This is a genomic window from Streptomyces sp. NPDC087440, assembly GCF_044744005.1.
GTDB lineage: Bacteria > Actinomycetota > Actinomycetes > Streptomycetales > Streptomycetaceae > Streptomyces.
This window is the reverse complement of sequence record NZ_JBIUXN010000011.1, coordinates 120,310-139,737: the sequence shown is the minus strand read 5'-3', so window position 1 is coordinate 139,737 and position 19,428 is coordinate 120,310. Positions and strand designations below refer to the sequence as shown.

The window sequence follows — 19,428 nt, the reverse complement described above, 5'->3', positions numbered from 1 at the left end:
GGCGACGATGAGCGCATGATCAGACGCTGGCGGCGGACGTCGCCGAACCGGGCCCCCGCCGCCGACCCCACAACGGACAAAACCGCGCAGCCCGATGCCGACACGGCACACGTGACGACCGACGCCGCGCGCGCTCCTGTTGCGGCTGTTGCGGCTGCTGCGGATGCGCCCGCCGACGCCTCGGCCGAGCATGCCGACCCCACGGCCGCGAGCACCGACGCCGATCTCTCCGCAGCCACCAAGGCCCCCACCGCACCGGCAGCCCCTGCCACCCTGGTGGGCCCCACCGCCCCCGCCCCGTCAGGTCCCGCGGGTACCGGGCCTCTCGCCGTCTCGGCGGGCACCGCCGCTCCGGCTGCGGAAGGTCCGGCAGCCGTCGGGCCTTCAACCGCCCCCGCTGCGGCAGCTACCGCAGGCCCTGTGCCTCGCGCCTTTCCGGCAGGGTCCGCACCTGTCGCCGCCTCGGACGGCACCGACGCCCCCGCTGCGGCAGCCCCCGCAGACGTCGGGCCTTCTCCCGCCGGGCACGGTGCCCCGACTCCGGCGACGTCCGCCGCCCCGGCAGGTCCCGAGACGCGCGCTGCCCCAGCAGGTCCCACCGCCGGAGCCGGAGCCGAAGCCGAAGTCGAAGTCGTCCGTCGGGAGCGTGTCCTCGGCCATGCCCTGCGGAGCCTGGGTGAGGATCACCCCGACACCCTGGACGCGCGAGTCCGTCTCGCCGGGGCCTGGGAGCGGGCCGGGGATCTCGGCAAGGGGGTCGCCCTCCGGGAGGAGGCCCTCGCGGCCTCCCGGCGCTTCCTCGGCGAGGGGCACGAGCGCACCGGGGCCGCACGGGACGGCCTCACCAAGGCCTGCGAAGGGGCCGGGGACTTCGGCCGGTCCGTGGCCCTCCACGAGGAGCACCTCGCCGCCCTGCTCCGTTCCCCGGGCCCGGACCACCCCCGCACCCTCACCGCCCGCCACGACCTCGCGCACGTCCATGCGCGGGCCGGTGCCCCGGAACGGGCCGTACCGCTGCACGAGGAGAACCTCGCCCGGCGCCGGCGCGTCCTGGGCCCGGACCACCCCGACACCCTGGTCACCCAGTTCGCCCTCGCGCGGGCCCTCCGGGAGGCCGAGGGCCCGGCCCGGGCCCTTCCGCTGTGCGAGCAGACCCTCGTACAGCGCCGCCGCGTGCACGGCGCGGACCATCCGCGCACCCTCGTCGCGCTGGAGGAACTGGCGTACCTCCACGAGCTGTCGAACCACCCCGCACTCGCCGCCCCCCTCTACGCGGAGGCGCTCGCCGCCCGCCGCCGCACCCTGCCCGCCGACGACCCCCGGATCGCCGATCTCGCGGAGGACCTCGCCCTCGCCCACATGAACGCGCGGGACCCGGCCGCCGCGGTCCCCCTCTTCGAGGAAGTCCTGCGCGCCCGGCAACGGCAGTACGGCGAGGACGACACCCGTACCTGGGACGTCCGGCACGCCCTGGGGACCGCCCTCCAGGGCTCCGGCCAGAACGCCCGGGCCATTCCGCTGCTGCGACGGGTGGTCGACCACCGGCGGCGCGGCCTGGGCGACGAGCACGCCCACACCCTCCTCAGCCGGAGCGTCCTCGCCGACGCGTACATCGGTGCCGGGAAGAGGCTCCGGGGCCACATCCTGCGCGGCCGGACCTACGCCGACCGCTCGGTCGTGCTGGGCGACGACCACCCCGACACCCTCACCTCGCTGCACGACGAGGCGTACTTCCTCCACATGGCGGGGCATCCCAAGCGGGCCATACCCCGGTACGAGAAGGCGGTCGCGGCCCGGACCAGGGTGCTGGGCGAGGGGCACGTCGACACCCTCCAGGCCCGGAGCAATCTCGCGATGGCCTACCGGGCGGCCGGCGACCCGGCACGCGCCGACGTACTGCTGGAGGAGACGCTCGCCCTGTGCCTGCGCAGTTTCGACGAGAGCCATCCGCTGGTCGTGTCGGTGCGGAGTCATCTGGCGTCCTCGCCGGAGCGCGACTGAGGGGTGCGCGGTCCGTGCCGCGCACCCCTGCCGCCCGCCGCCGCACGCCCCTCAGTGCGCGACGGCGGACCCGGGCCCCTCAGCCCGGTCGTTCGTGCGGGCCTGATCGGCCCCGGTCTTACGTGTGGCGCTCTCAGCCCCGGTCGTACGCGTGGAACCCGCGGCCCGACTTCCGACCGAGCAGCCCCGCGTCGACCATCCGCCTCAGCAGCGGCGGCGGAGCGTAGAGCGGTTCCTTGAACTCCTCGTACAGCGACTCCGCGATCGCGGCGACGGTGTCGAGCCCGATCAGGTCCGCCAGCTTCAGCGGCCCCATCGGGTGCGCGCAGCCCCATTCCATCCCGGCGTCGATGTCGGCGGCGGTGGCGAAGCCGGACTCCGCCATGCGGATCGCGGACAGGACGTACGGGATCAGCAGCGCGTTGACGACGAACCCGGCCCGGTCCCGCGAGCGGACCACGGTCTTGCCGAGCACCCCGGACACGAACTCCTCGGCGAGCGCTGCGGCCCCGGCCGACGTGTGCAGCGAGGTCACCACCTCGACGAGCGGCAGGACCGGCACCGGGTTGAAGAAGTGCAGGCCGAGCACCCGGTCGGCGCGGTGGGTGGCGGTGCCCAGGCGCATCACGGGGATCGAGGAGGTGTTCGTGGCCAGGACGGCCTCCGCGTCCTCCACGATCTTGTCGAGCGCGGCGAACACCTCTCGCTTCGCGGCCTGTTCCTCCACCACGGCCTCGACGACGAGCTGCCGGTCGGCCAGGTCGGCGAGGCTGCCGGTGAAGACCGTACGGTCGAGGGCGCACTCGGCGGACAGGCGGTCCATCTTCCCGCGCTCGACGGCCCGTTCGAGGGAGACGGCCATGCGCTCGCGGGCCGCACGGGCGGCGGGCGCGTCCGTCTCACACACGACGGTGTCCAGTCCGGCCCGCGCGCACACCTCGGCGATCCCCGCGCCCATCTGTCCGCCGCCCACGACGCCGACCCGCCTGATGTCGTTCATGAGCGGCCGCCGCGTGTCGTCACCAGGTGCCGGGTGTAGGCGTCGGTGGTGAAGAAGGCGGGCAAGTCCCGTGCCAGGGCTGCCCGTTCGAAAATCTTGCAGACGTCCTCGATACGGGCCCACGGGTACTCGGCCCCCAGGGCTTCCGCCTCCTCCCGTACGATCCGGCGCACCTCCTCGCGGCTGACGCACCCGTGCCGGACCCACTGCCAGATCTGGGCCCGGGCGATCTCGGCGGTCGAGGCGTCCTCCACGATCCCGTTCAGGGCGACCGCGCCCGTGCCGCGCAGCCAGGCGTCGAAGTAGCGCAGGGCGAGGGCGACATGGGTGCGGACGCCCTCCGCAGCCGGGGCTCCGCCCGAGCGCCGTACCGCCAGCAGGTCGGCCGCGGTGACCTCGACGTCCGCCCGCGTACGGTCCAACTGGTGCGGTCGGCCCGCGAGTACGCCGTCGAACGCAGCACGGCACAGCGGCACCAGGCCCGGGTGCGCCACCCAGGTGCCGTCGAAGCCGTCCTCGGCCTCGCGCTCCTTGTCACGGCGCACCGTGGCGGACACGGCGGCGTCGGTGGCCGTGTCGCCGCCGGGGATCTGCGCGGCCAGCCCGCCGATCGCGTGGGCGCCGCGCTTGTGGCAGGTACGTACGAGAAGGTCGGTGTACGCCCGCAGGAACGGCGCGGTCATGGTGATCTGCGACCGGTCGGCGAGGACGAAGTCGGCGCGGTGGCCGAGGGTCTTGACCAGGCTGAAGAGATAGTCCCAGCGCCCGGCCGTCAACCCCGCGCCGTGCTCGCGCAGTTCGTAGAGGATCTCCTCCATTTCGAAGGCCGCCGGAACCGTCTCGATGAGCACCGTGGCGCGGATCGTGCCGCGCGGCAGGCCGAGGAGGTCCTGAGCCAGCAGGAACACGTCGTTCCACAGGCGGGCGTCCTCGCGGTTCTCCAGCTTGGGTAGCGAGAAGTACGGGCCGCGCCCCGCGTCGAGCTGCCGCCGGGCGCAGTGGAAGACGTACAGGCCGAAGTCGACAAGCGAGGCGGACAGCGGCCGTCCGTCCACGGTCAGGTGCTTCTCGACGAGGTGCCAGCCGCGCGGGCGCACGACGAGGGTGGGCCCGTCGGCCGCGGTCGTGCCGAGGCGGCCCTCGGCGGCGTCCAGGAGGGTCAGTTGGCCCCCGACGATATTGGCCCAGGTGGGCGAGGTGGCGTCCTCGAAGTCGGCGGTCCACACCTGCGCCCCGGAGGCCAACGCCTGTCGTGCGGTACGGGGCAGGGGCGGGCCGGTGATCTCCACCCGGCGGTCGGCCAGGCCGGGAGCGGGCGGTGCGACGCGCCAGGTGGTGTCGGCGCGGATCGCCCTGCCGGTCAGCGGAAACGCGAGCGGGACCCCGGAGGCGACGCGGTCGGCACGGCGCCGCCGCTCGGTGAGCACGTCCAGGCGGCGCCCCGCGAAGGCAGCGTCGAGACGGCCCAGAAAGCCGAGCGCCTCAGGACTCAGGATCTCGCGATGACGTTCCCCCGGCGCACCGAGGACCTGAACGGTGCTCGTGGGAACGGCGATGGTGGTCGACATGGTTCTCTCTCCTCGACGAGGCGGGGTAGGAGTGGCCTGGGGGCCGCGAAGCAGGCCCTCCAGGGGCGCGGGGAACTGCGCGATCAGCCACGACGCTCCCGCACGTGACGTGCGCCGAACGCGAGGCCCCGACGCAGGACCCGCACCGGACGCGCCCCCCCCCAGCCCCCGGCAGGGCCTCGCACGGCTCAGTGGAACTGTTCTTCCTCCGTCGACCCCGCGAGCGCCGTCGTGGAGGACGCCGGGTTGACGGCCGTCGAGATCTGGTCGAAGTACCCGGTGCCGACCTCACGCTGATGCCTCACCGCGGTGAACCCGTGCTGCTGGGCCGCGAATTCGCGCTCCTGGAGATCCACGTACGCGGTCATCCCGTGCTCGGCGTAGCCGCGCGCCAGGTCGAACATGCCGTGGTTGAGGGAGTGGAAACCGGCAAGGGTGATGAACTGGAAGCGGTAGCCCATCGCGCCCAACTCCCGCTGGAACTTGGCGATCTGGTCGTCGTCCAGCGCCGCCTTCCAGTTGAAGGACGGCGAGCAGTTGTACGCGAGCATCTGGTCCGGGTGCTCGGCGTGGATCGCCTCCGCGAACTCCCGGGCCTGCACCAGGTCCGGCGTGCCCGTCTCCACCCAGAGGAGATCCGCGTACGGGGCGTACGCGAGCCCGCGCGCGATCACCGAAGCCATGCCGCCGCGCACCCGGTAGAAGCCCTCGGCGGTGCGCTCGCCCGTCACGAACCGCGCGTCGCGTTCGTCGACGTCGCTGGTCAGGAGGTTCGCGGCGAGGGCGTCGGTGCGGGCGACGATCAGGGTGGGCACGTCGGCGATGTCGGCAGCGAGGCGGGCCGCGTTGAGGGTGCGGATGTGCTGGGCGGTGGGCACCAGGACCTTGCCGCCGAGGTGGCCGCACTTCTTCTCGGACGCGAGCTGGTCCTCGTAGTGGATGCCCGCCGCACCCGAGGCGATCATCGCCTTCGTCAGCTCGAAGGCGTTGAGCGGGCCGCCGAAACCGGCCTCCGCGTCCGCGACGACCGGGGCCAGCCAGTCGATGGAGGTGTCGCCCTCGCTCACCGCGATCTGGTCGGCGCGCAGCAGCGCGTTGTTGATCCGACGGACCACCTGGGGAACGGAGTTGACCGGGTAGAGCGACTGGTCGGGGTAGGTGTGACCGGCCTGGTTGGCATCGGCGGCGACCTGCCAGCCGGACAGGTAGATCGCCTGGAGCCCGGCCCGGACCTGCTGGACGGCCTGGCCGCCGGTCAGCGCGCCGAGTGCGTGGATGAAGTCCTGCTCGTGGAGCTGGCGCCACAGCCGTTCGGCGCCGCGCCGGGCGAGGGTGTGCTCCTCCCGGACGCTGCCGGAGAGCCGTACGACGTCCTCGGCGGTGTAGGTCCGCTCGACGCCCTGCCAGCGCGGGTCGCTCGCCCAGCGCTGCCGGAGCTCCTCGGCGGTCGTCCCCGGCGTCCCTGTCCACGTAGCCATGTGTGTCTCCCCAGACGTGTGTGTCGTCGCAGCGGTGTGAAGCATGCGAAGTAGTGGCACCAAGTGCCTTCGCGTGGTGAAGGATGCGGCCCGCCGACGCCGTCGGAGTCGGCAGAAGCAATGTCACCCGGCGGGCCGCACGACGACTCTGACACCGGCACTCAGTGCCAACAAGCAGGGATTGCTGCTAACTTCTGCGCATCTTCCCCCGCCGCATTGCCAACTCTGCGAAGCCGCGCAGCCCTCGACGCGCGATCGCCGCAAGGAGCCAGGATGAGCAAGACGTACGCTGGACCCCGCCTGCGCAGGCTCCGCGAGGAACGCCGCATGAGCCAGGCCGAGTTGGCCCGCGTCCTCGCCATCTCGCCCAGTTACCTCAACCAGATGGAGCACGACTCCCGGCCGCTGACCGTCCCCGTACTGCTGCGGCTCACCGAGGCGTTCGGCATCGACCCCGGCTTCTTCTCCGAGCGTGACACCAGCCGCCTGCTGGCCGACCTGCGCGACGCCCTCGCCGACGAGGTCGCCGCGGGCCGGGTCACCGGCTCCGACCTCACCGACCTCGCCACCCGGGTGCCCGCCGCGGCCACCCTCCTGGTCGACCTCGGCCGCCGCAACCAACAGCTCGCCGAACGGCTCTCGGAGACCGCCGAGGGGCGCGGCCCCGAGCCGGCCGCCCAGCCGCGCTCCGCGCACGAGGAGATCCGCGAGTTCTTCTACCGGCGGCAGAACTACCTGCACGACCTCGACCTCGCCGCCGAGGACCTGGCCGCCGACCTCGGCATCCGCCCCGGCGACGTCGTCCGCGCCCTCACCGACCGCCTCGCCGACCGGCACGGCGTGCGCCTCGCCGAGGACAGCACCCACCCCGCCCACCTGCACCGCTTCGACCCGCGCAGCCGAGTCCTGCACCTCTCCGCCCGGCTGCGCCCCGGCCAGCGCGCCTTCCGGATGGCCACCCAACTCGCCCTGCTGGAAAACACGGCGGAGATCTCCGCCCTCGCCTCGGAGGACTTCGAACCCGGCTCGGCCGCCTGGCCACTGGCCCGCATCGGCATCGCCAACCACTTCGCGGCCGCGCTGATCCTCCCGTACCGCCGCTTCCACCAGGCCGCCGAGGAATTCCGGTACGACATCGAACGCCTCACCGACCACTTCGGCCTCGGCCACGAAACCGTCTGCCACCGCCTCAGCACCCTGCAACGCCCCAGGCTGCGCGGGGTGCCCTTCTCCTTCGTGCGCGTCGACCGGGCCGGGAACATGTCCAAGCGGCAGTCCGCCACCGCCTTCCACTTCTCCCGCGCGGGCGGCACCTGCCCGCTGTGGAACGTGTACGAGGCCTTCACGGCGCCCGGCCGCATCCACGTCCAGGTCGCCGCCATGCCCGACGGCCGCCGCTACCTGTGGACCGCCCGCGCCGTCACCCGCCACCGCGGCGGCTGGGGCGAACCCGGCAAGACGTACGCGATCGGCCTCGGCTGCGAGATCCGGCACGCCTCCCGGCTCGTCTACTCCGACGGCCTCGACCTCACCAACGCGGCGGCCGCCGTCCCCATCGGCATGGGATGCCGCCTGTGCGAGCGCACCGACTGCCCGCAGCGCGCGGTGCCCCCGCTGGACCGCCCGCTGGCCGTCGACGAGAACAGCAGCACCTTCGTGCCCTACCCGGTGCCGCCCGCCGGACGCGCCGCCCCGTAAGGGGCGCGTCAAGGCCCGTACGGGACGCGTCAAGAGCGGCACTGCGGGCGTCAGGAGAGCGTTAACGCAGGTCAGAAGGGCTTGGGAGAGAGGTTTTCTCATCTCGGGGCGCACGGCGCAGGCCGGGTGCCCCGGTCGTGAGACCTGCCTCTACTCACCCACTGCATCCAGGAGCCTGCGATGGCCGATCTGGCCTTCGTCGTCACCACGCTCGCGGTTTTCGCGCTGGTGGCACTCGTCGCCAAGGGGGTGACGAAGCTGTGACTGCCGAGAACATCGTCGGCCTGGTCGTGGCCGTCGCCCTGCTGGGCTATCTGATCCTCGCCCTCGTGTACCCGGAGAGGTTCTGAGCCCGATATGTCTCCCGTCCTCGCCGGAGTGCTCCAGCTCCTCGCACTCGTCGCGGCCCTCGCGCTCGCGTACCGCCCGCTCGGCGACTACATGGCCGGTGTCTACTCCTCCCCGAAGCACTTGCGGGTGGAGAAGTGGATCTACAAGGCGATAGGCGCCAATCCCAGCACCGAGATGCGCTGGCCCGCGTACCTGCGCGGCGTCCTCGCCTTCTCGCTGGTGAGCGTCCTCTTCCTCTACCTGATGCAGCGGGTGCAGGGCAGCCTGCCCGGCTCGCTCGGCTTCTCCGCGATCGACCCGGACCAGGCGTTCAACACCGCCGCCTCGTTCGTGGCGAACACCAACTGGCAGTCGTACTACGGCGAACAGGCCATGGGCCACGTCGTGCAGACCGGCGGCCTCGCGGTGCAGAACTTCGTGTCGGCGGCCGTCGGCATGGCGGTCGCGGCCGCTCTCGTACGGGGCTTCGCCCGCTCCCGCACCGGTGAACTCGGCAACTTCTGGGCCGACCTGGTGCGCGGCACGGTCCGTATCCTCGTCCCGATCTCGGTGATCGGCGCGATCGTCCTCGTCGCGTGCGGTGCGATCCAGAACTTCTCCGGCATCCACGAGGTCGGCCAGTTCAGCGGTGGTACGCAGCAGTGGAACGGCGGCGCGGTCGCCTCCCAGGAGGTCATCAAGGAGCTCGGGACGAACGGCGGCGGCTACTTCAACGCCAACTCCGCCCACCCCTTCGAGAACCCCAACGCCTTCTCCAACCTCTTCGAGGTCTTCCTGATCCTCGTCATCCCCTTCGCGCTGACCCGCACCTTCGGGCGCATGGTCGGCTCGCTGAAGCAGGGGTACGCCATCCTCGCCACGATGGCGACGATCTGGCTCGGCTTCACCGCACTGATGATGTGGACCGAATCCGCCCACCACGGCCCGGCGTTCGACCTGGCCGGCGGGGCGATGGAGGGCAAGGAGACCCGCTTCGGGATCAGCGGCTCCGCGATCTTCTCGGTCGCCACCACGCTGACCTCGACCGGCGCGGTGAACTCCTTCCACTCTTCCAACACCGGCCTCGGCGGCGGCATCAACCTGCTGGGCATGCAGCTCGGCGAGATCGCCCCCGGCGGCGTCGGCTCGGGCCTGTACGGCATGCTGATCATGGCGATCATCGCGGTGTTCATCGCCGGTCTGATGGTCGGCCGCACGCCCGAGTACCTGGGCAAGAAGATCGGTACCCGGCAGATCAAGTTCGCCGCCTGCTACATCCTCGTCACCCCGGCCCTCGTCCTCGGCTTCACCGCCGTCGCGATGGCACTCGACGGACCCGCCGACTCGATGCTGAACTCCGGGGCGCACGGCTTCTCCGAGATCCTGTACGCCTACACCTCGGGCGCCAACAACAACGGCTCCGCGTTCGGCGGGCTCAGCGCCGACACCACCTGGTTCAACTCGACCATCGGCATCGCGATGCTGCTGGGCCGCTTCCTGCCGATGGTGTTCGTGCTGGCGCTGGCGGGCTCACTCGCCGAGCAGACGCCCGTACCGGAGACGGCAGGCACCCTGCGCACGCAGAAGCCGCTGTTCACAGGCCTGCTGGTCGGCACGATCATGATCATCACAGGTCTCACCTACTTCCCCGCGCTCGCGCTGGGACCGCTCGCCGAAGGGCTCGCGTCATGAGTACGACCACTGTGGCCCCGCAGTCCGAGGCCCCCACCGGACACACCCCCGACGGGGGCGGTGGCGGCCGGGTCGGCTCCGGCCTGTTCGACCCCAAGCTGCTGCTGAAGTCCTTCCCCGACGCGCTGCGCAAGCTGGACCCCCGGGTGATGATCAAGTCCCCGGTGATGTTCGTGGTCGAGATCGGCTCCGTGCTGACGACCGTCTTCGCGATCATGAATCCGGGGGACTGGTTCGGCTGGGCGATCACCGTCTGGCTCTGGCTCACCACCCTCTTCGCCAACCTGGCGGAGGCCGTCGCGGAGGGCCGGGGCAAGGCGCAGGCCGACACCTTGCGCAAGGCCAAGACCGACACCGTCGCCCGCCGGCTGACCGGCTCGACCGAGGAGCGTGTGCCCGGCACCGACCTGCGCGTCGGCGACCTGGTCGTCTGCGAGGCGGGGGACGTCATCCCCGGCGACGGCGACGTGGTGGAAGGCGTCGCCTCGGTCGACGAGTCGGCCATCACCGGTGAGTCGGCCCCCGTCATCCGCGAGTCGGGCGGCGACCGGTGCGCCGTCACCGGCGGCACCAAGGTTCTCTCCGACCGCATCGTCATCAAGATCACGACGAAGCCCGGCGAGACCTTCATCGACCGGATGATCAACCTGGTCGAGGGCGCGGCCCGGCAGAAGACGCCCAACGAGATCGCCCTCAACATCCTCCTCGCGTCGCTGACCATCGTCTTCCTGCTGGCCGTCGTCACGCTCCAGCCGTTCGCCACCTACGCGGGCGCCGCCCAGTCGATGATCGTGCTGGTCGCCCTGCTGGTCTGCCTCATCCCCACGACCATCGGCGCCCTGCTCTCCGCGATCGGCATCGCGGGCATGGACCGCCTGGTCCAGCGCAACGTCCTGGCCATGTCGGGCCGGGCCGTGGAAGCCGCCGGTGACGTGTCCACGCTGCTCCTCGACAAGACCGGCACCATCACGCTGGGCAACCGGCAGGCGGCCGAGTTCCTTCCGGTACGCGGAGTGACCGCGGCCGAGCTGGCCGACGCGGCGCAGCTCTCCTCCCTCTCCGACGAGACCCCCGAGGGCCGCTCCGTCGTCGTACTCGCCAAGGAGAAGTACGGCCTGCGCGAGCGTCACCAGGGCGAGTTGGTCGGAGCCGAGTGGGTGCCCTTCACGGCGCAGTCCCGGATGTCGGGCGTGGACGTGGACGGACGCAAGGTGCGCAAGGGGGCGACCGGATCGGTCGTGGCCTGGGTGAAGGAGCGGGGCGGCCGTGTCGCAGACGACGCGCAGGAACTCACCGACCGGATTTCCCAGGCTGGTGGCACGCCGCTGCTGGTGGCTCTGGAAGACGCTGACGGCGCCCGCGTCCTCGGCGTCGTCCACCTCAAGGACGTCGTCAAGCACGGCATGCGGGAACGTTTCGACGAGCTTCGCCGCATGGGCATCAAGACGGTCATGATCACGGGCGACAACCCGCTGACCGCCAAGGCCATCGCCGAGGAGGCGGGCGTCGACGACTTCCTCGCCGAGGCCACCCCCGAGGACAAGATGGCCCTCATCAAGCGCGAACAGGCGGGCGGCAAGCTCGTCGCGATGACCGGCGACGGCACCAACGACGCCCCGGCCCTCGCCCAGGCCGACGTCGGCGTCGCGATGAACACCGGCACCTCGGCCGCCAAGGAGGCCGGGAACATGGTGGACCTGGACTCCAACCCCACCAAGCTCATCGAGATCGTCGAGATCGGCAAGCAACTCCTCATCACCCGGGGCGCGTTGACGACCTTCTCGATCGCCAACGACGTCGCGAAGTACTTCGCGATCATCCCGGCGATGTTCGCGGTGGTCTACCCGGGCCTCGACAAGCTCAACATCATGGGCCTGTCCTCCCCGCAGTCCGCGATCCTCTCCGCCGTCATCTTCAACGCGCTGATCATCGTCGCGCTGGTCCCGCTCGCCCTGAAGGGCGTCCAGTACCGGCCGATGAGTGCGGACCGGATGCTGCGCCGCAATCTGGGCGTCTACGGACTCGGCGGCCTGATCGCCCCCTTCATCGGCATCAAGATCATCGACCTGCTCCTCTCCCTCATCCCCGGAATCGGCTGACCGTCATGAACAACTCCGCAGTGAACACCGGCCGGTTGATCGGGGCGGGCCTGCGTGCCCTGCTCGTCCTCACCCTCGTGTGCGGGGTCGTCTACCCGCTCGCCGTCACCGGCATCGCCCAGGCCGTCTTCCCGGGCAAGGCCAACGGCTCCGAGATCAAGGACCCCACGACCGGGAAGGTCGTCGGCTCCGAGCTGATCGGCCAGTCCTACAACCTCCCGCAGAAGAACCCGGACGACGCCCCGCAGGCCGACCTCCGCTGGTTCCAGCCCCGCCCCTCCAACGGGCTGGGCGCCAACAGCGTCAACACCCAGTACCAGCTGATCCTCTCCGGCGCCACCAACCTCTCCGGCGACAGCGGTGCCGTCGACGGGAAGTGCCCGGCCAAGCTCTCCGCCTACCAGACCGAGGACGAGCAGGCCACCCTCTGCTACAAGGTGCTCTCCGCCCAGCAGGCCGTCATCCAGGACAACTCGGTGCCGGGCCACACCGTCGAGCCGTCCGACGTCCCCGCCGAGGCCGTCACCTCCTCCGGCTCCGGCCTCGACCCGCACATCTCGCCGACGTACGCGAAGCTCCAGACCCACCGGGTCGCCGCCCGCAACCACCTCGACGTCGCGGCCGTCGAGCAGCTCGTCGCCGAGCACACCGACGGGCGCACCCTGGGCTTCCTCGGCGAGCCCCGCGTCAACGTCCTCCAGCTCAACCTCGCCCTCAAGTCCCTGGTGGCCAAGGGGTGATGGCGTAGACGCACGGGAGGCGGGCCCCCTTCGCGGGGGCCCGCCTCCCGTGCGTGTGCGCGGTACGTCACGCGTCCCAGGCGATCGGCAGGCTCTTCACCCCGTAGATGTCGGCCGCCTCGGGGCGCAGCGCCACCTCGTCCGCCGGTACGGCCAGCCGCAGCGTCGGGAAGCGCTCCAGCAGCGCCGGGAAGGCGACCCGCATCTCGATGCGGGCGAGCTGCGCCCCCAGGCACAGGTGCGCTCCGTGACCGAAGGCCAGGTGCCCGGCGGCCTGCCGGTGGATGTCCAGCGCATGCGGGTCGGGGAAGCGCTCGGGGTCGCGGTCGGCGGTGTTGTACGACAGCAGGACCGTCGTCCCCGCCTCGATGAGCTGCCCGCCCAGTTCGACGTCCTCCGTGGCGGTCCGCATGAAGGTCTTGGCGACGGTCAGGTACCGCAGCAGCTCCTCCACGGCCTTGTCGGTGAGCGAGGGGTCGGCGCGCAGCGCGGCCAGCTGCTCCGGGTGCTGCAGGAGCGCGAAGGTGCCCAGGGCCAGCATGTTGGCCGTCGTGTCGAGACCGGCGGCCAGCAGGATCAGGCCGATGCCCTGCAACTCCTCGTCCGTCAGGTCGCTGTCGGTCAGCTCGCTGAGCACGTCGTCGGTGGGGTGGGCGCGCTTGGCGACCACCAGCTCCGCGAGGTACCGCTGGATCGCGGTGTACGCGGCGAGCAGCTCCTCGTCGCTGGGCTCCCCGTTCATGAACAGGGCGATCTGCTCCTCGAAGGACGCGCGCTGGTCGTACGGCACACCGAGCAGCTCGCAGATCACGATGGTCGGGATGGGCTTGGCGAACGCCGTCACCAGGTCCGCCGAGGTGCCCGCCTTCTCCATGGCGTCCAGGCACTCGGTGGTGATCTGCTCGATCCGCTCGGTCAGCAGCCGCATCCGACGGGCGGTGAACTTGCTGATCAGCGGCTTGCGGTAGCGCGAGTGCTGCGGGTCGTCCATCAGCAGGAACTCGCCGGGCGGCGCCGGGGGGATCTCGAAGTCGGCGACGACGTTCAGCAGTTCCTTGCGCGAGCTGAACCGGGGGTCGGCCAGCACCGACTTCACCAGGTCGTATCCGGTGATCATCCAGCCGGGCACGCCGCCGGGGTGCATGATGCGGCTGAGCGGGGCCTGCTCGCGGGCGTCGATCAGTTCCTTCGGCGGGTCGAAGGGGCAGCCGGACGTGCGCTCCGTCGGCAGTGTCGCCAGGGTGTGCGGGGATGCGTTCATGGCCAGTCCTCTTTCCGGGCTTCAGATGGCGGTGCACGGTCCGACGTGTTCAACGTTCGCTGAAAGCTACGTTGCATTCATGGAACGGTCAATGGAATCGGATGCTCAATTGCAGCTCAGCAGCGGTATTTTGATGCAATGACGCTGAAGGTGAATGCAATGATTTGTTGCAATGGATGCTGGCTGAGGCAATGCGGAGATGCTCCGGCACCGGAGTGCCGGAGCACCTACGCCCCTGCGCGCCGGGGCCTACTTGGGGTCGCGGTTGAACACCGACGCCGACCAGAAGTAGCCGAGCACCGCCAGCCCCAGGCACCAGGCCGCGGCCAGCCAGCCGTTGTACCCGATCTCGGTGCCGCGCAGCAGCCCGCGCAGGGTCTCGATGGCCGGGGTGAAGGGCTGGTACTCGGCGATCGGCCGGAACCAGCCCGGCATCGCGTCCACCGGGACGAAGGTGCTGGAGATCAGCGGCAGGAAGATCAGCGGCATCGCGTTGTTGCTGGCAGCCTCCGCGTTCGGGCTGATCAGGCCCATCCCGACCGCGATCCAGGTGAGCGCCAGGGAGAACATCACGAGCAGGGCGAAGGCCAGCAGCCACTCCACGACGGTCGCGTCCTTGGAGCGGAATCCGATGGCCACCCCGACCGCGCCCACGACGACCACGCTCAGCACGCACTGGAGCACGCTGCCGACGACGTGCCCGACGAGGATCGACCCGCGGTGGATCGCCATCGTCCGGAAGCGGGCGATGATCCCCTCGGCCATGTCCGTGGAGACCGACACCGCGCTGCCGATCGTGGTGCCGCCGATGGTCATCAGCAGGATTCCCGGCACGATGTACGCCACGTACTCGCCCCGGTCCGCCCCGGCGCCGCCGATCCCCGCGCTCAGCGCGTCGCCGAAGATGTAGACGAAGAGCAGCAGCAGCATCACCGGCGTCAGCAGCAGGTTCAGGGTGAGCGACGGATAGCGGCGGGCGTGCAGGAGGTTGCGGCGCAGCATCGTGGACGAGTCGCGCACGGCGAGGGACAGGGAGCTCATCGCAGAGCCTCCTTCGGCTGGTGGGGGACGGTGGTGGTGCTGCCGGTCAGGGCGAAGAAGACGTCGTCCAGGTCGGGGGTGTGCACGGTCAGCTCGTCGGCCGCGACGCCGGCGGCGTCCAGCCAGTCCAGGACGGCCCGCAGTTCGCGCTGACTGCCGTCGCTGGGGATCTGGAGCGCGAGCGCCTCGTCGTTCCGGGTGGCCTCCGCCAGGGCGCCGGCCGCCGACCGGTACGCGGCCGGGTCGGTGAAGCGGAGCCTGATGTGCCCGCCGGGGATCATGCGCTTCAGCTCGTCGGCGGTGCCTTCGGCGGCGATCTTGCCGTTGTTGAGAACGGCGATGCGGTCGGCCAGTTCGTCGGCCTCTTCGAGGTACTGGGTGGTGAGGAAGACGGTGACACCGCCCTGGACCAGTTCGCGCACGATCTGCCAGGTGCGGTGGCGGCTGCGCGGGTCGAGACCGGTGGTCGGCTCGTCCAGGAAGATGATGCGCGGGTCGCCCACCAGGGTCATGGCGATGTCCAGGCGGCGCTTCATGCCGCCGGAGTAACTCTGGGCGGGCTTCTTCGCGGCGTCCACCAGGTCGAAGCGCTCCAGGAGTTCGGCAGTGACCCTGCGGCCCTCGCGGCGGGACAGCCGGTGCAGGTCCGCCATGAGCAGCATGTTCTCCTCGCCGGTGATCAGTCCGTCCACGGCGGAGAACTGTCCGGTGACGCCGATCGCGGCACGCACGGCCTGCGGTGCGGCGGAGATGTCGTGGCCCGCCACCTCGGCGCGGCCGCCGTCCGCGCCGATGAGGGTGGAGAGGATCTTCACGGCGGTGGTCTTGCCCGCGCCGTTCGGCCCGAGCAGGGCGAAGACGGTGCCTGCGGGGATGTGCAGGTCGATGCCGTCGAGGACGGTCTTGTCGCCGTACGACTTGCGCAGACCGGTGGCGGAGATGGCGGCGGCGTTGGCGGTGGCGCCCTGAAGTGATGTGGGCATGTCAGATGAACGCATGGGGAATCCCGTTCTGGTGGCGGGCTCTGGGGTGGGAGGGGCCCCGGGCGGGGCCCGGGGGCCGCGTGCGGCGGGGGTGAAGGTGGTGGAGGTGGTGGGGTCAGGCCTTGGCGCGGCGGACGGTGATGTTGCCGAACTTGGTGCGGGCGCGGACCTTGACCGTCTCCTCGGACCCCGTCGGCGGCTCGGACGAGGCGAGTGCGTTGTGCACCTGGCCGGTGCCCGCGTCGACGTCCAGCCAGGTGGCGGTGCCCTCGCGGACGCCGACCTCGATGGCCCCGTGGTTCGTCTCCAACTGCACGGTGCCGCGGGCCACTTCGGCGATCCGCAGCGTGCCGTGGGCGGTGACCGCGGTGACCGACTCCTCGGCGCGGGTCACGTCGATGTCCCCGAGCGCGTTGCGCACCCGCAGCTCACCGGTCACGGTGCCCACCGTGGTGGTGCCGTGCGAGTTCTTGACGGTGACCGGGCCGTCGACGTGGCCGATGCGCACGCTGCCCGAGCTCGTGGTCAGCTCGGCCCGGCCGGTGACCCGGTCCACGGTGATCGAACCGTGCGAGGAGACCAGGTCCAGCGGCCCCGTCTCGTCGAAGCGGACGTCGCCGGACGAGGTCTTCACCCGCACCTCGCCGAGCCGCCCCTCCGCGAGGACCTGGGTCCAGGAACCGGTCATGTCGACACGTGACCCCGTGGGCAGTTCGACCGTCACGTCCACCGTGCCGACGCGGCCGATGCTCAGGCCGAGCAGGTTGGGCTTGGGCGTCCTGACCGTCAGCACGCCGTTCGCGAAGGACACCTCCGTCTGCTCGGCGGCCCGTACGTCCAGGTCCTTCTTCGTGTTGCGGGGCGCCACGACGACGACGGTGTCCGTGCGGTCGGTCGCCGTGAACTGGAGGGAACCGGCCTCCACGCGTGCCGTGGTCGAGATCGGTCCGGGAGTGTCGAAGGTGGGCATGGCTGTTCCGTCCTCTGAGGTGGTGGGAGCGTCCTGGGTGGTGCCGGATGGTGTCAGTCGGCGCCACGTGGTGCCGGGTACTGCGGGTGGTGGGCTAGAGCGCCCAGCCCGTGAAGCTGTTGCCCATGGAGGGGATCTTCTCCGCCGTGCGCGGCCGGGCCTCGGCGTCGAGCGCGCCGGCGGTGGCGCGCACGAGCCACGCGTTGAGCGACAGGCCCGAGCGGGCGGCGGCCTCCTCCGTGCGGGTCTTCAGGTGCGCCGGGAGGCGCAGGTTGACGCGGGCGGTGCTGCCGTCGTCGCCACCGGGTGCGGTGCTGTCGTACGGCGTGGTCGGGCTCATCGGGGCGCCGCTGTCGGCGGGCGGCAGCGTCACCACGAAGTCGGGGTCGTACCCCCGCATTCGTACGTCGACCGATCCGGGGGCGAGCTCGCGGGTGATCTCGTTGGCGGCGGCCGACAGGACGTGCAGCATCGTCAGCCGGGCCGCCGCGTCGAGGGGGGCGACGAGCTTCTCCGCCATCGCGCGGGCCTCGGCGCCACCGGTCTCGGCGGCCACCGCGAGCTCGCGGCGAAGGGTTTCGACGTACGGGGTGAGGTCCATGGCGTCATCATGGCACCACTTTGGCGTCATGGGCAAGTGGTCGCGTGAGAAATCCCGGAAACTCGCCACCTCCAGGGCTGTGACCTGCACTGATACGGCATGCGTGAGTGCGGTGAAGCGAGCGTGGTCGCCGGAGGGGTGTCCGTGGTGGCGTCATCACGGCACCTGTGGTGCCACCCGTGGCGCAGAAGCCGCGACATTCGTACAAGACGGCTGCGGGGAGCGCGGCGCACCCTCGTGGGCATGAGCGAATACGACGCCGCGAACGGCATCCGCGTGCTCCACGACGGCCCGCCGCAAGGGCCGCCCCTGCTGCTGATCCACGGATCGGGCGCGTCCGGCGCCTCCTGGCAGCCCATGCTTGCGGCGCTCGCCGCACAGCACCACGTCGTACGGGTCGACCTCCCCGGCAGCGGCCAGTCGCCGCCCCCGCCGACCTACGACGTCCCCGCCCAGGCGGACCGGGTCGCGGCGGTGCTCGACGGCCTCGGGCTGCGGTCGCTCACCGTGGCAGGGCACTCCAGCGGAGGCTATGTCGCCACTGCCCTCGCCGAACGCCGCCCCGACCTCGTGCGGGCCCTCGTGCTGATCAGCACCGGGCCGCGCCCCGAGGCGCTGCTCGCGCAGCCCGCGATCGTACGGGCCCTGACCGGGCCGCCGTTCGGGCCGCTCGTGTGGGCGGTGCGGTCGCCGTCGATGGTGCGCAAGGGGCTCGCCGCGACGCTCGCCCGGCCGGTGCAGGTGCCGGACGAGGTGGTCGCCGACCTGAAGCACACCACGTACCGAGGATTCCGCCGGATGTTGCGCGGCTACGACGCCTACCTCGCCGAACGCGGCGTCCCCGATCGCCTCGCCGCCCTCGATGTCCCCGTGCGGGTCGTCTTCGGCGCCGCCGATCCGCGCTGGGAACCGGCGTCGGCGCACCTGTACGACACCGTCGCGCACGCGCGCGTCGACCTGCTGGCGGGCGTGGGCCACGTACCCCTGTGGGAAGCGCCCGAGGAAACCGCCCGCCTGCTGCTGGAGTTCGCACAGCGGGCTGCCGACGCCCCGCCCGAACAGCGTCAACAGGCCTAGTCTGCACGCATGGTGCAGCAGGCGGAGTCCATCGACTGGACGGCGGTGAACATCGCGGTCCCACGGGCGGCCCGACTGCCCGATGTCGTCATGGCCGGATTCGAGCAACGCGTCTCCGCCGCCCCCGCGTCCGTGGAGATCGCCATGGTGGCGCACCCCTCCGTCACCCTGCTGTTCGACCTGGGCGGCGGTGACCGGCTCGTCTGCCGGGCCGCCGGCCGGTCCGGGCGGGGCAGTGCCGTCGTCGGCCTCCTGCCCGGCGAGCTGAGGGCGGGCGGTACGGTCGGCGCCTGCCTCCAGATCCGGCTCGGGCCCGTCGCGGCGGCCGCGGCGTTCGGCCCGACGGCCGAACTCGTGGGAGGGATGGCCGCCCTCGCGGACGTCTGGGGCCGGAGCGCCGCCGAACAGGCCGAGGAACGGTTGCGCGACGCCGCGTCCTGGGACGCGCGTTTCGCCGTCGCGGGCGACCTGCTCGGCCGCCTGATCGAGGAACGCCGGGAACGGCGGCCGCCGGTCGACCCCGAGGTCGCGCACACCTGGCGGCGCACCCTCGCCGGGCGGGGGCGCGTACGCGTCGAGTCCCTGGCGTACGAGACGGGCTGGAGCCGCAAGCGCCTCTCGGCCCGTTTCGGCTCCCAGCTCGGCATCACCCCCAAGCGTGCCGCCCGCCTCGTGCGCTTCGACCACGCCGCACACCTCCTCGCGGCAGGCCTCCCGCCCGCCGACGTCGCCCTCGGCAGCGGGTACGCCGACCAGTCCCATCTGCACCGCGAAGTACGGGAGTTCACCGGACGGACGCCCACGGCGGTGGCGTCGGCGCCGTGGCTGGCCGTCGACGACGTCGCGTGGCCCCGCCGGACGGGCCGGAGCTGAAGGGCCAACGGCGGTG

At 71.6% G+C, this 19,428-nt stretch carries 16 protein-coding genes; 8 read left to right on the top strand and 8 right to left on the bottom strand.

The features are described 5' to 3' along the window. Window positions 1-15: 15 nt before the first annotated feature. Complete coding sequence (locus tag ACIO3O_RS22365; RefSeq protein ID WP_401748464.1) at window positions 16-2,001, top strand: tetratricopeptide repeat protein; 1,986 nt, start codon at window positions 16-18, stop codon at window positions 1,999-2,001. 133 nt (window positions 2,002-2,134) lie between these two features. Here ACIO3O_RS22365 and ACIO3O_RS22360 read toward each other — a convergent pair whose 3' ends face one another. The 3 genes from ACIO3O_RS22360 to aceA form a co-directional block, all read right to left on the bottom strand. Beyond that, window positions 2,135-3,001: a 3-hydroxybutyryl-CoA dehydrogenase gene (locus tag ACIO3O_RS22360; protein ID WP_401748462.1), complete on the bottom strand. Its 867-nt coding sequence runs from the start codon at window positions 2,999-3,001 to the stop codon at window positions 2,135-2,137. Next, entirely contained in the window at window positions 2,998-4,569 is a 1,572-nt protein-coding gene (aceB, locus tag ACIO3O_RS22355; protein WP_401748460.1) for a malate synthase A, read from the bottom strand. Before aceB ends, ACIO3O_RS22360 begins: the two co-directional genes overlap by 4 nt. 188 nt (window positions 4,570-4,757) lie before the next feature. Further along, window positions 4,758-6,047 carry an isocitrate lyase gene (aceA, locus tag ACIO3O_RS22350; protein ID WP_401748458.1) on the bottom strand — a complete coding sequence of 430 codons (1,290 nt, stop codon included), beginning with the start codon at window positions 6,045-6,047 and terminating at the stop codon, window positions 4,758-4,760. 273 nt (window positions 6,048-6,320) lie between these two features. Here aceA and ACIO3O_RS22345 point away from each other — a divergent pair, with 273 nt between their 5' ends. The 5 genes from ACIO3O_RS22345 (at window position 6,321) to ACIO3O_RS22325 (ending at window position 12,606) form a co-directional block, all read left to right on the top strand. After that, complete coding sequence (locus ACIO3O_RS22345) at window positions 6,321-7,745, top strand: short-chain fatty acyl-CoA regulator family protein (protein WP_401748456.1); 1,425 nt, start codon at window positions 6,321-6,323, stop codon at window positions 7,743-7,745. 260 nt (window positions 7,746-8,005) lie between these two features. Beyond that, window positions 8,006-8,095 carry a K(+)-transporting ATPase subunit F gene (gene kdpF / locus ACIO3O_RS22340; RefSeq protein ID WP_365409864.1) on the top strand — a complete coding sequence of 30 codons (90 nt, stop codon included), beginning with the start codon at window positions 8,006-8,008 and terminating at the stop codon, window positions 8,093-8,095. Window positions 8,096-8,102: 7 nt separating this feature from the next. Further along, window positions 8,103-9,767, top strand: coding sequence for a potassium-transporting ATPase subunit KdpA (gene kdpA, locus ACIO3O_RS22335; RefSeq protein WP_401748454.1), 1,665 nt, complete (start codon window positions 8,103-8,105; stop codon window positions 9,765-9,767). Beyond that, window positions 9,764-11,866, top strand: a complete 2,103-nt coding sequence (gene kdpB / locus ACIO3O_RS22330; protein WP_401748452.1) for a potassium-transporting ATPase subunit KdpB — start codon at window positions 9,764-9,766, stop codon at window positions 11,864-11,866. The genes kdpA and kdpB overlap by 4 nt, the downstream gene beginning before the upstream one ends. Before the next feature lie 5 nt (window positions 11,867-11,871). Continuing rightward, window positions 11,872-12,606, top strand: coding sequence for a potassium-transporting ATPase subunit C (locus tag ACIO3O_RS22325; RefSeq protein WP_401748450.1), 735 nt, complete (start codon window positions 11,872-11,874; stop codon window positions 12,604-12,606). Between the two features lie 67 nt (window positions 12,607-12,673). On the opposite strand, the gene ACIO3O_RS22320 is transcribed toward ACIO3O_RS22325, so the two are convergent. The 5 genes from ACIO3O_RS22320 to ACIO3O_RS22300 form a co-directional block, all read right to left on the bottom strand. Then, window positions 12,674-13,867, bottom strand: coding sequence for a cytochrome P450 (locus tag ACIO3O_RS22320; RefSeq protein WP_401748448.1), 1,194 nt, complete (start codon window positions 13,865-13,867; stop codon window positions 12,674-12,676). Window positions 13,868-14,116: 249 nt separating this feature from the next. After that, the gene (locus ACIO3O_RS22315) at window positions 14,117-14,908 is read right to left on the bottom strand and encodes an ABC transporter permease (protein WP_401748446.1); all 792 of its coding nucleotides are present in this window, start codon (window positions 14,906-14,908) and stop codon (window positions 14,117-14,119) included. Then, window positions 14,905-15,891, bottom strand: a complete 987-nt coding sequence (locus ACIO3O_RS22310; protein WP_401748444.1) for an ATP-binding cassette domain-containing protein — start codon at window positions 15,889-15,891, stop codon at window positions 14,905-14,907. Before ACIO3O_RS22310 ends, ACIO3O_RS22315 begins: the two co-directional genes overlap by 4 nt. Window positions 15,892-16,006: 115 nt before the next feature. Continuing rightward, entirely contained in the window at window positions 16,007-16,861 is an 855-nt protein-coding gene (locus ACIO3O_RS22305; RefSeq protein WP_401748443.1) for a DUF4097 family beta strand repeat-containing protein, read from the bottom strand. Window positions 16,862-16,955: 94 nt separating this feature from the next. Beyond that, window positions 16,956-17,462, bottom strand: coding sequence for a hypothetical protein (locus ACIO3O_RS22300; RefSeq protein WP_401748441.1), 507 nt, complete (start codon window positions 17,460-17,462; stop codon window positions 16,956-16,958). Window positions 17,463-17,705: 243 nt separating this feature from the next. Between ACIO3O_RS22300 and ACIO3O_RS22295 the strand changes: the two genes are divergently transcribed. Then, window positions 17,706-18,539 carry an alpha/beta fold hydrolase gene (locus ACIO3O_RS22295; RefSeq protein ID WP_401748439.1) on the top strand — a complete coding sequence of 278 codons (834 nt, stop codon included), beginning with the start codon at window positions 17,706-17,708 and terminating at the stop codon, window positions 18,537-18,539. 9 nt (window positions 18,540-18,548) lie between these two features. Next, on the top strand, window positions 18,549-19,412 hold the full coding sequence (locus tag ACIO3O_RS22290) for a helix-turn-helix domain-containing protein (protein ID WP_401748437.1): 864 nt from the start codon (window positions 18,549-18,551) through the stop codon (window positions 19,410-19,412). Window positions 19,413-19,428: the final 16 nt, after the last annotated feature.

Excerpts from the sequence above, each read along its gene's own strand:
- ACIO3O_RS22365 (WP_401748464.1), top strand. The coding sequence starts at position 16 with ATGATCAGACGCTGGCGGCGGACGTCGCCGAACCGGGCCCCCGCCGCC.
- ACIO3O_RS22360 (WP_401748462.1), bottom strand. The coding sequence starts at position 3,001 with ATGAACGACATCAGGCGGGTCGGCGTCGTGGGCGGCGGACAGATGGGC.
- aceB (WP_401748460.1), bottom strand. The coding sequence starts at position 4,569 with ATGTCGACCACCATCGCCGTTCCCACGAGCACCGTTCAGGTCCTCGGT.
- aceA (WP_401748458.1), bottom strand. The coding sequence starts at position 6,047 with ATGGCTACGTGGACAGGGACGCCGGGGACGACCGCCGAGGAGCTCCGG.
- ACIO3O_RS22345 (WP_401748456.1), top strand. The coding sequence starts at position 6,321 with ATGAGCAAGACGTACGCTGGACCCCGCCTGCGCAGGCTCCGCGAGGAA.
- kdpA (WP_401748454.1), top strand. The coding sequence starts at position 8,103 with ATGTCTCCCGTCCTCGCCGGAGTGCTCCAGCTCCTCGCACTCGTCGCG.
- kdpB (WP_401748452.1), top strand. The coding sequence starts at position 9,764 with ATGAGTACGACCACTGTGGCCCCGCAGTCCGAGGCCCCCACCGGACAC.
- ACIO3O_RS22325 (WP_401748450.1), top strand. The coding sequence starts at position 11,872 with ATGAACAACTCCGCAGTGAACACCGGCCGGTTGATCGGGGCGGGCCTG.
- ACIO3O_RS22320 (WP_401748448.1), bottom strand. The coding sequence starts at position 13,867 with ATGAACGCATCCCCGCACACCCTGGCGACACTGCCGACGGAGCGCACG.
- ACIO3O_RS22315 (WP_401748446.1), bottom strand. The coding sequence starts at position 14,908 with ATGAGCTCCCTGTCCCTCGCCGTGCGCGACTCGTCCACGATGCTGCGC.
- ACIO3O_RS22310 (WP_401748444.1), bottom strand. The coding sequence starts at position 15,891 with ATGCCCACATCACTTCAGGGCGCCACCGCCAACGCCGCCGCCATCTCC.
- ACIO3O_RS22305 (WP_401748443.1), bottom strand. The coding sequence starts at position 16,861 with ATGCCCACCTTCGACACTCCCGGACCGATCTCGACCACGGCACGCGTG.
- ACIO3O_RS22300 (WP_401748441.1), bottom strand. The coding sequence starts at position 17,462 with ATGGACCTCACCCCGTACGTCGAAACCCTTCGCCGCGAGCTCGCGGTG.
- ACIO3O_RS22295 (WP_401748439.1), top strand. The coding sequence starts at position 17,706 with ATGAGCGAATACGACGCCGCGAACGGCATCCGCGTGCTCCACGACGGC.
- ACIO3O_RS22290 (WP_401748437.1), top strand. The coding sequence starts at position 18,549 with ATGGTGCAGCAGGCGGAGTCCATCGACTGGACGGCGGTGAACATCGCG.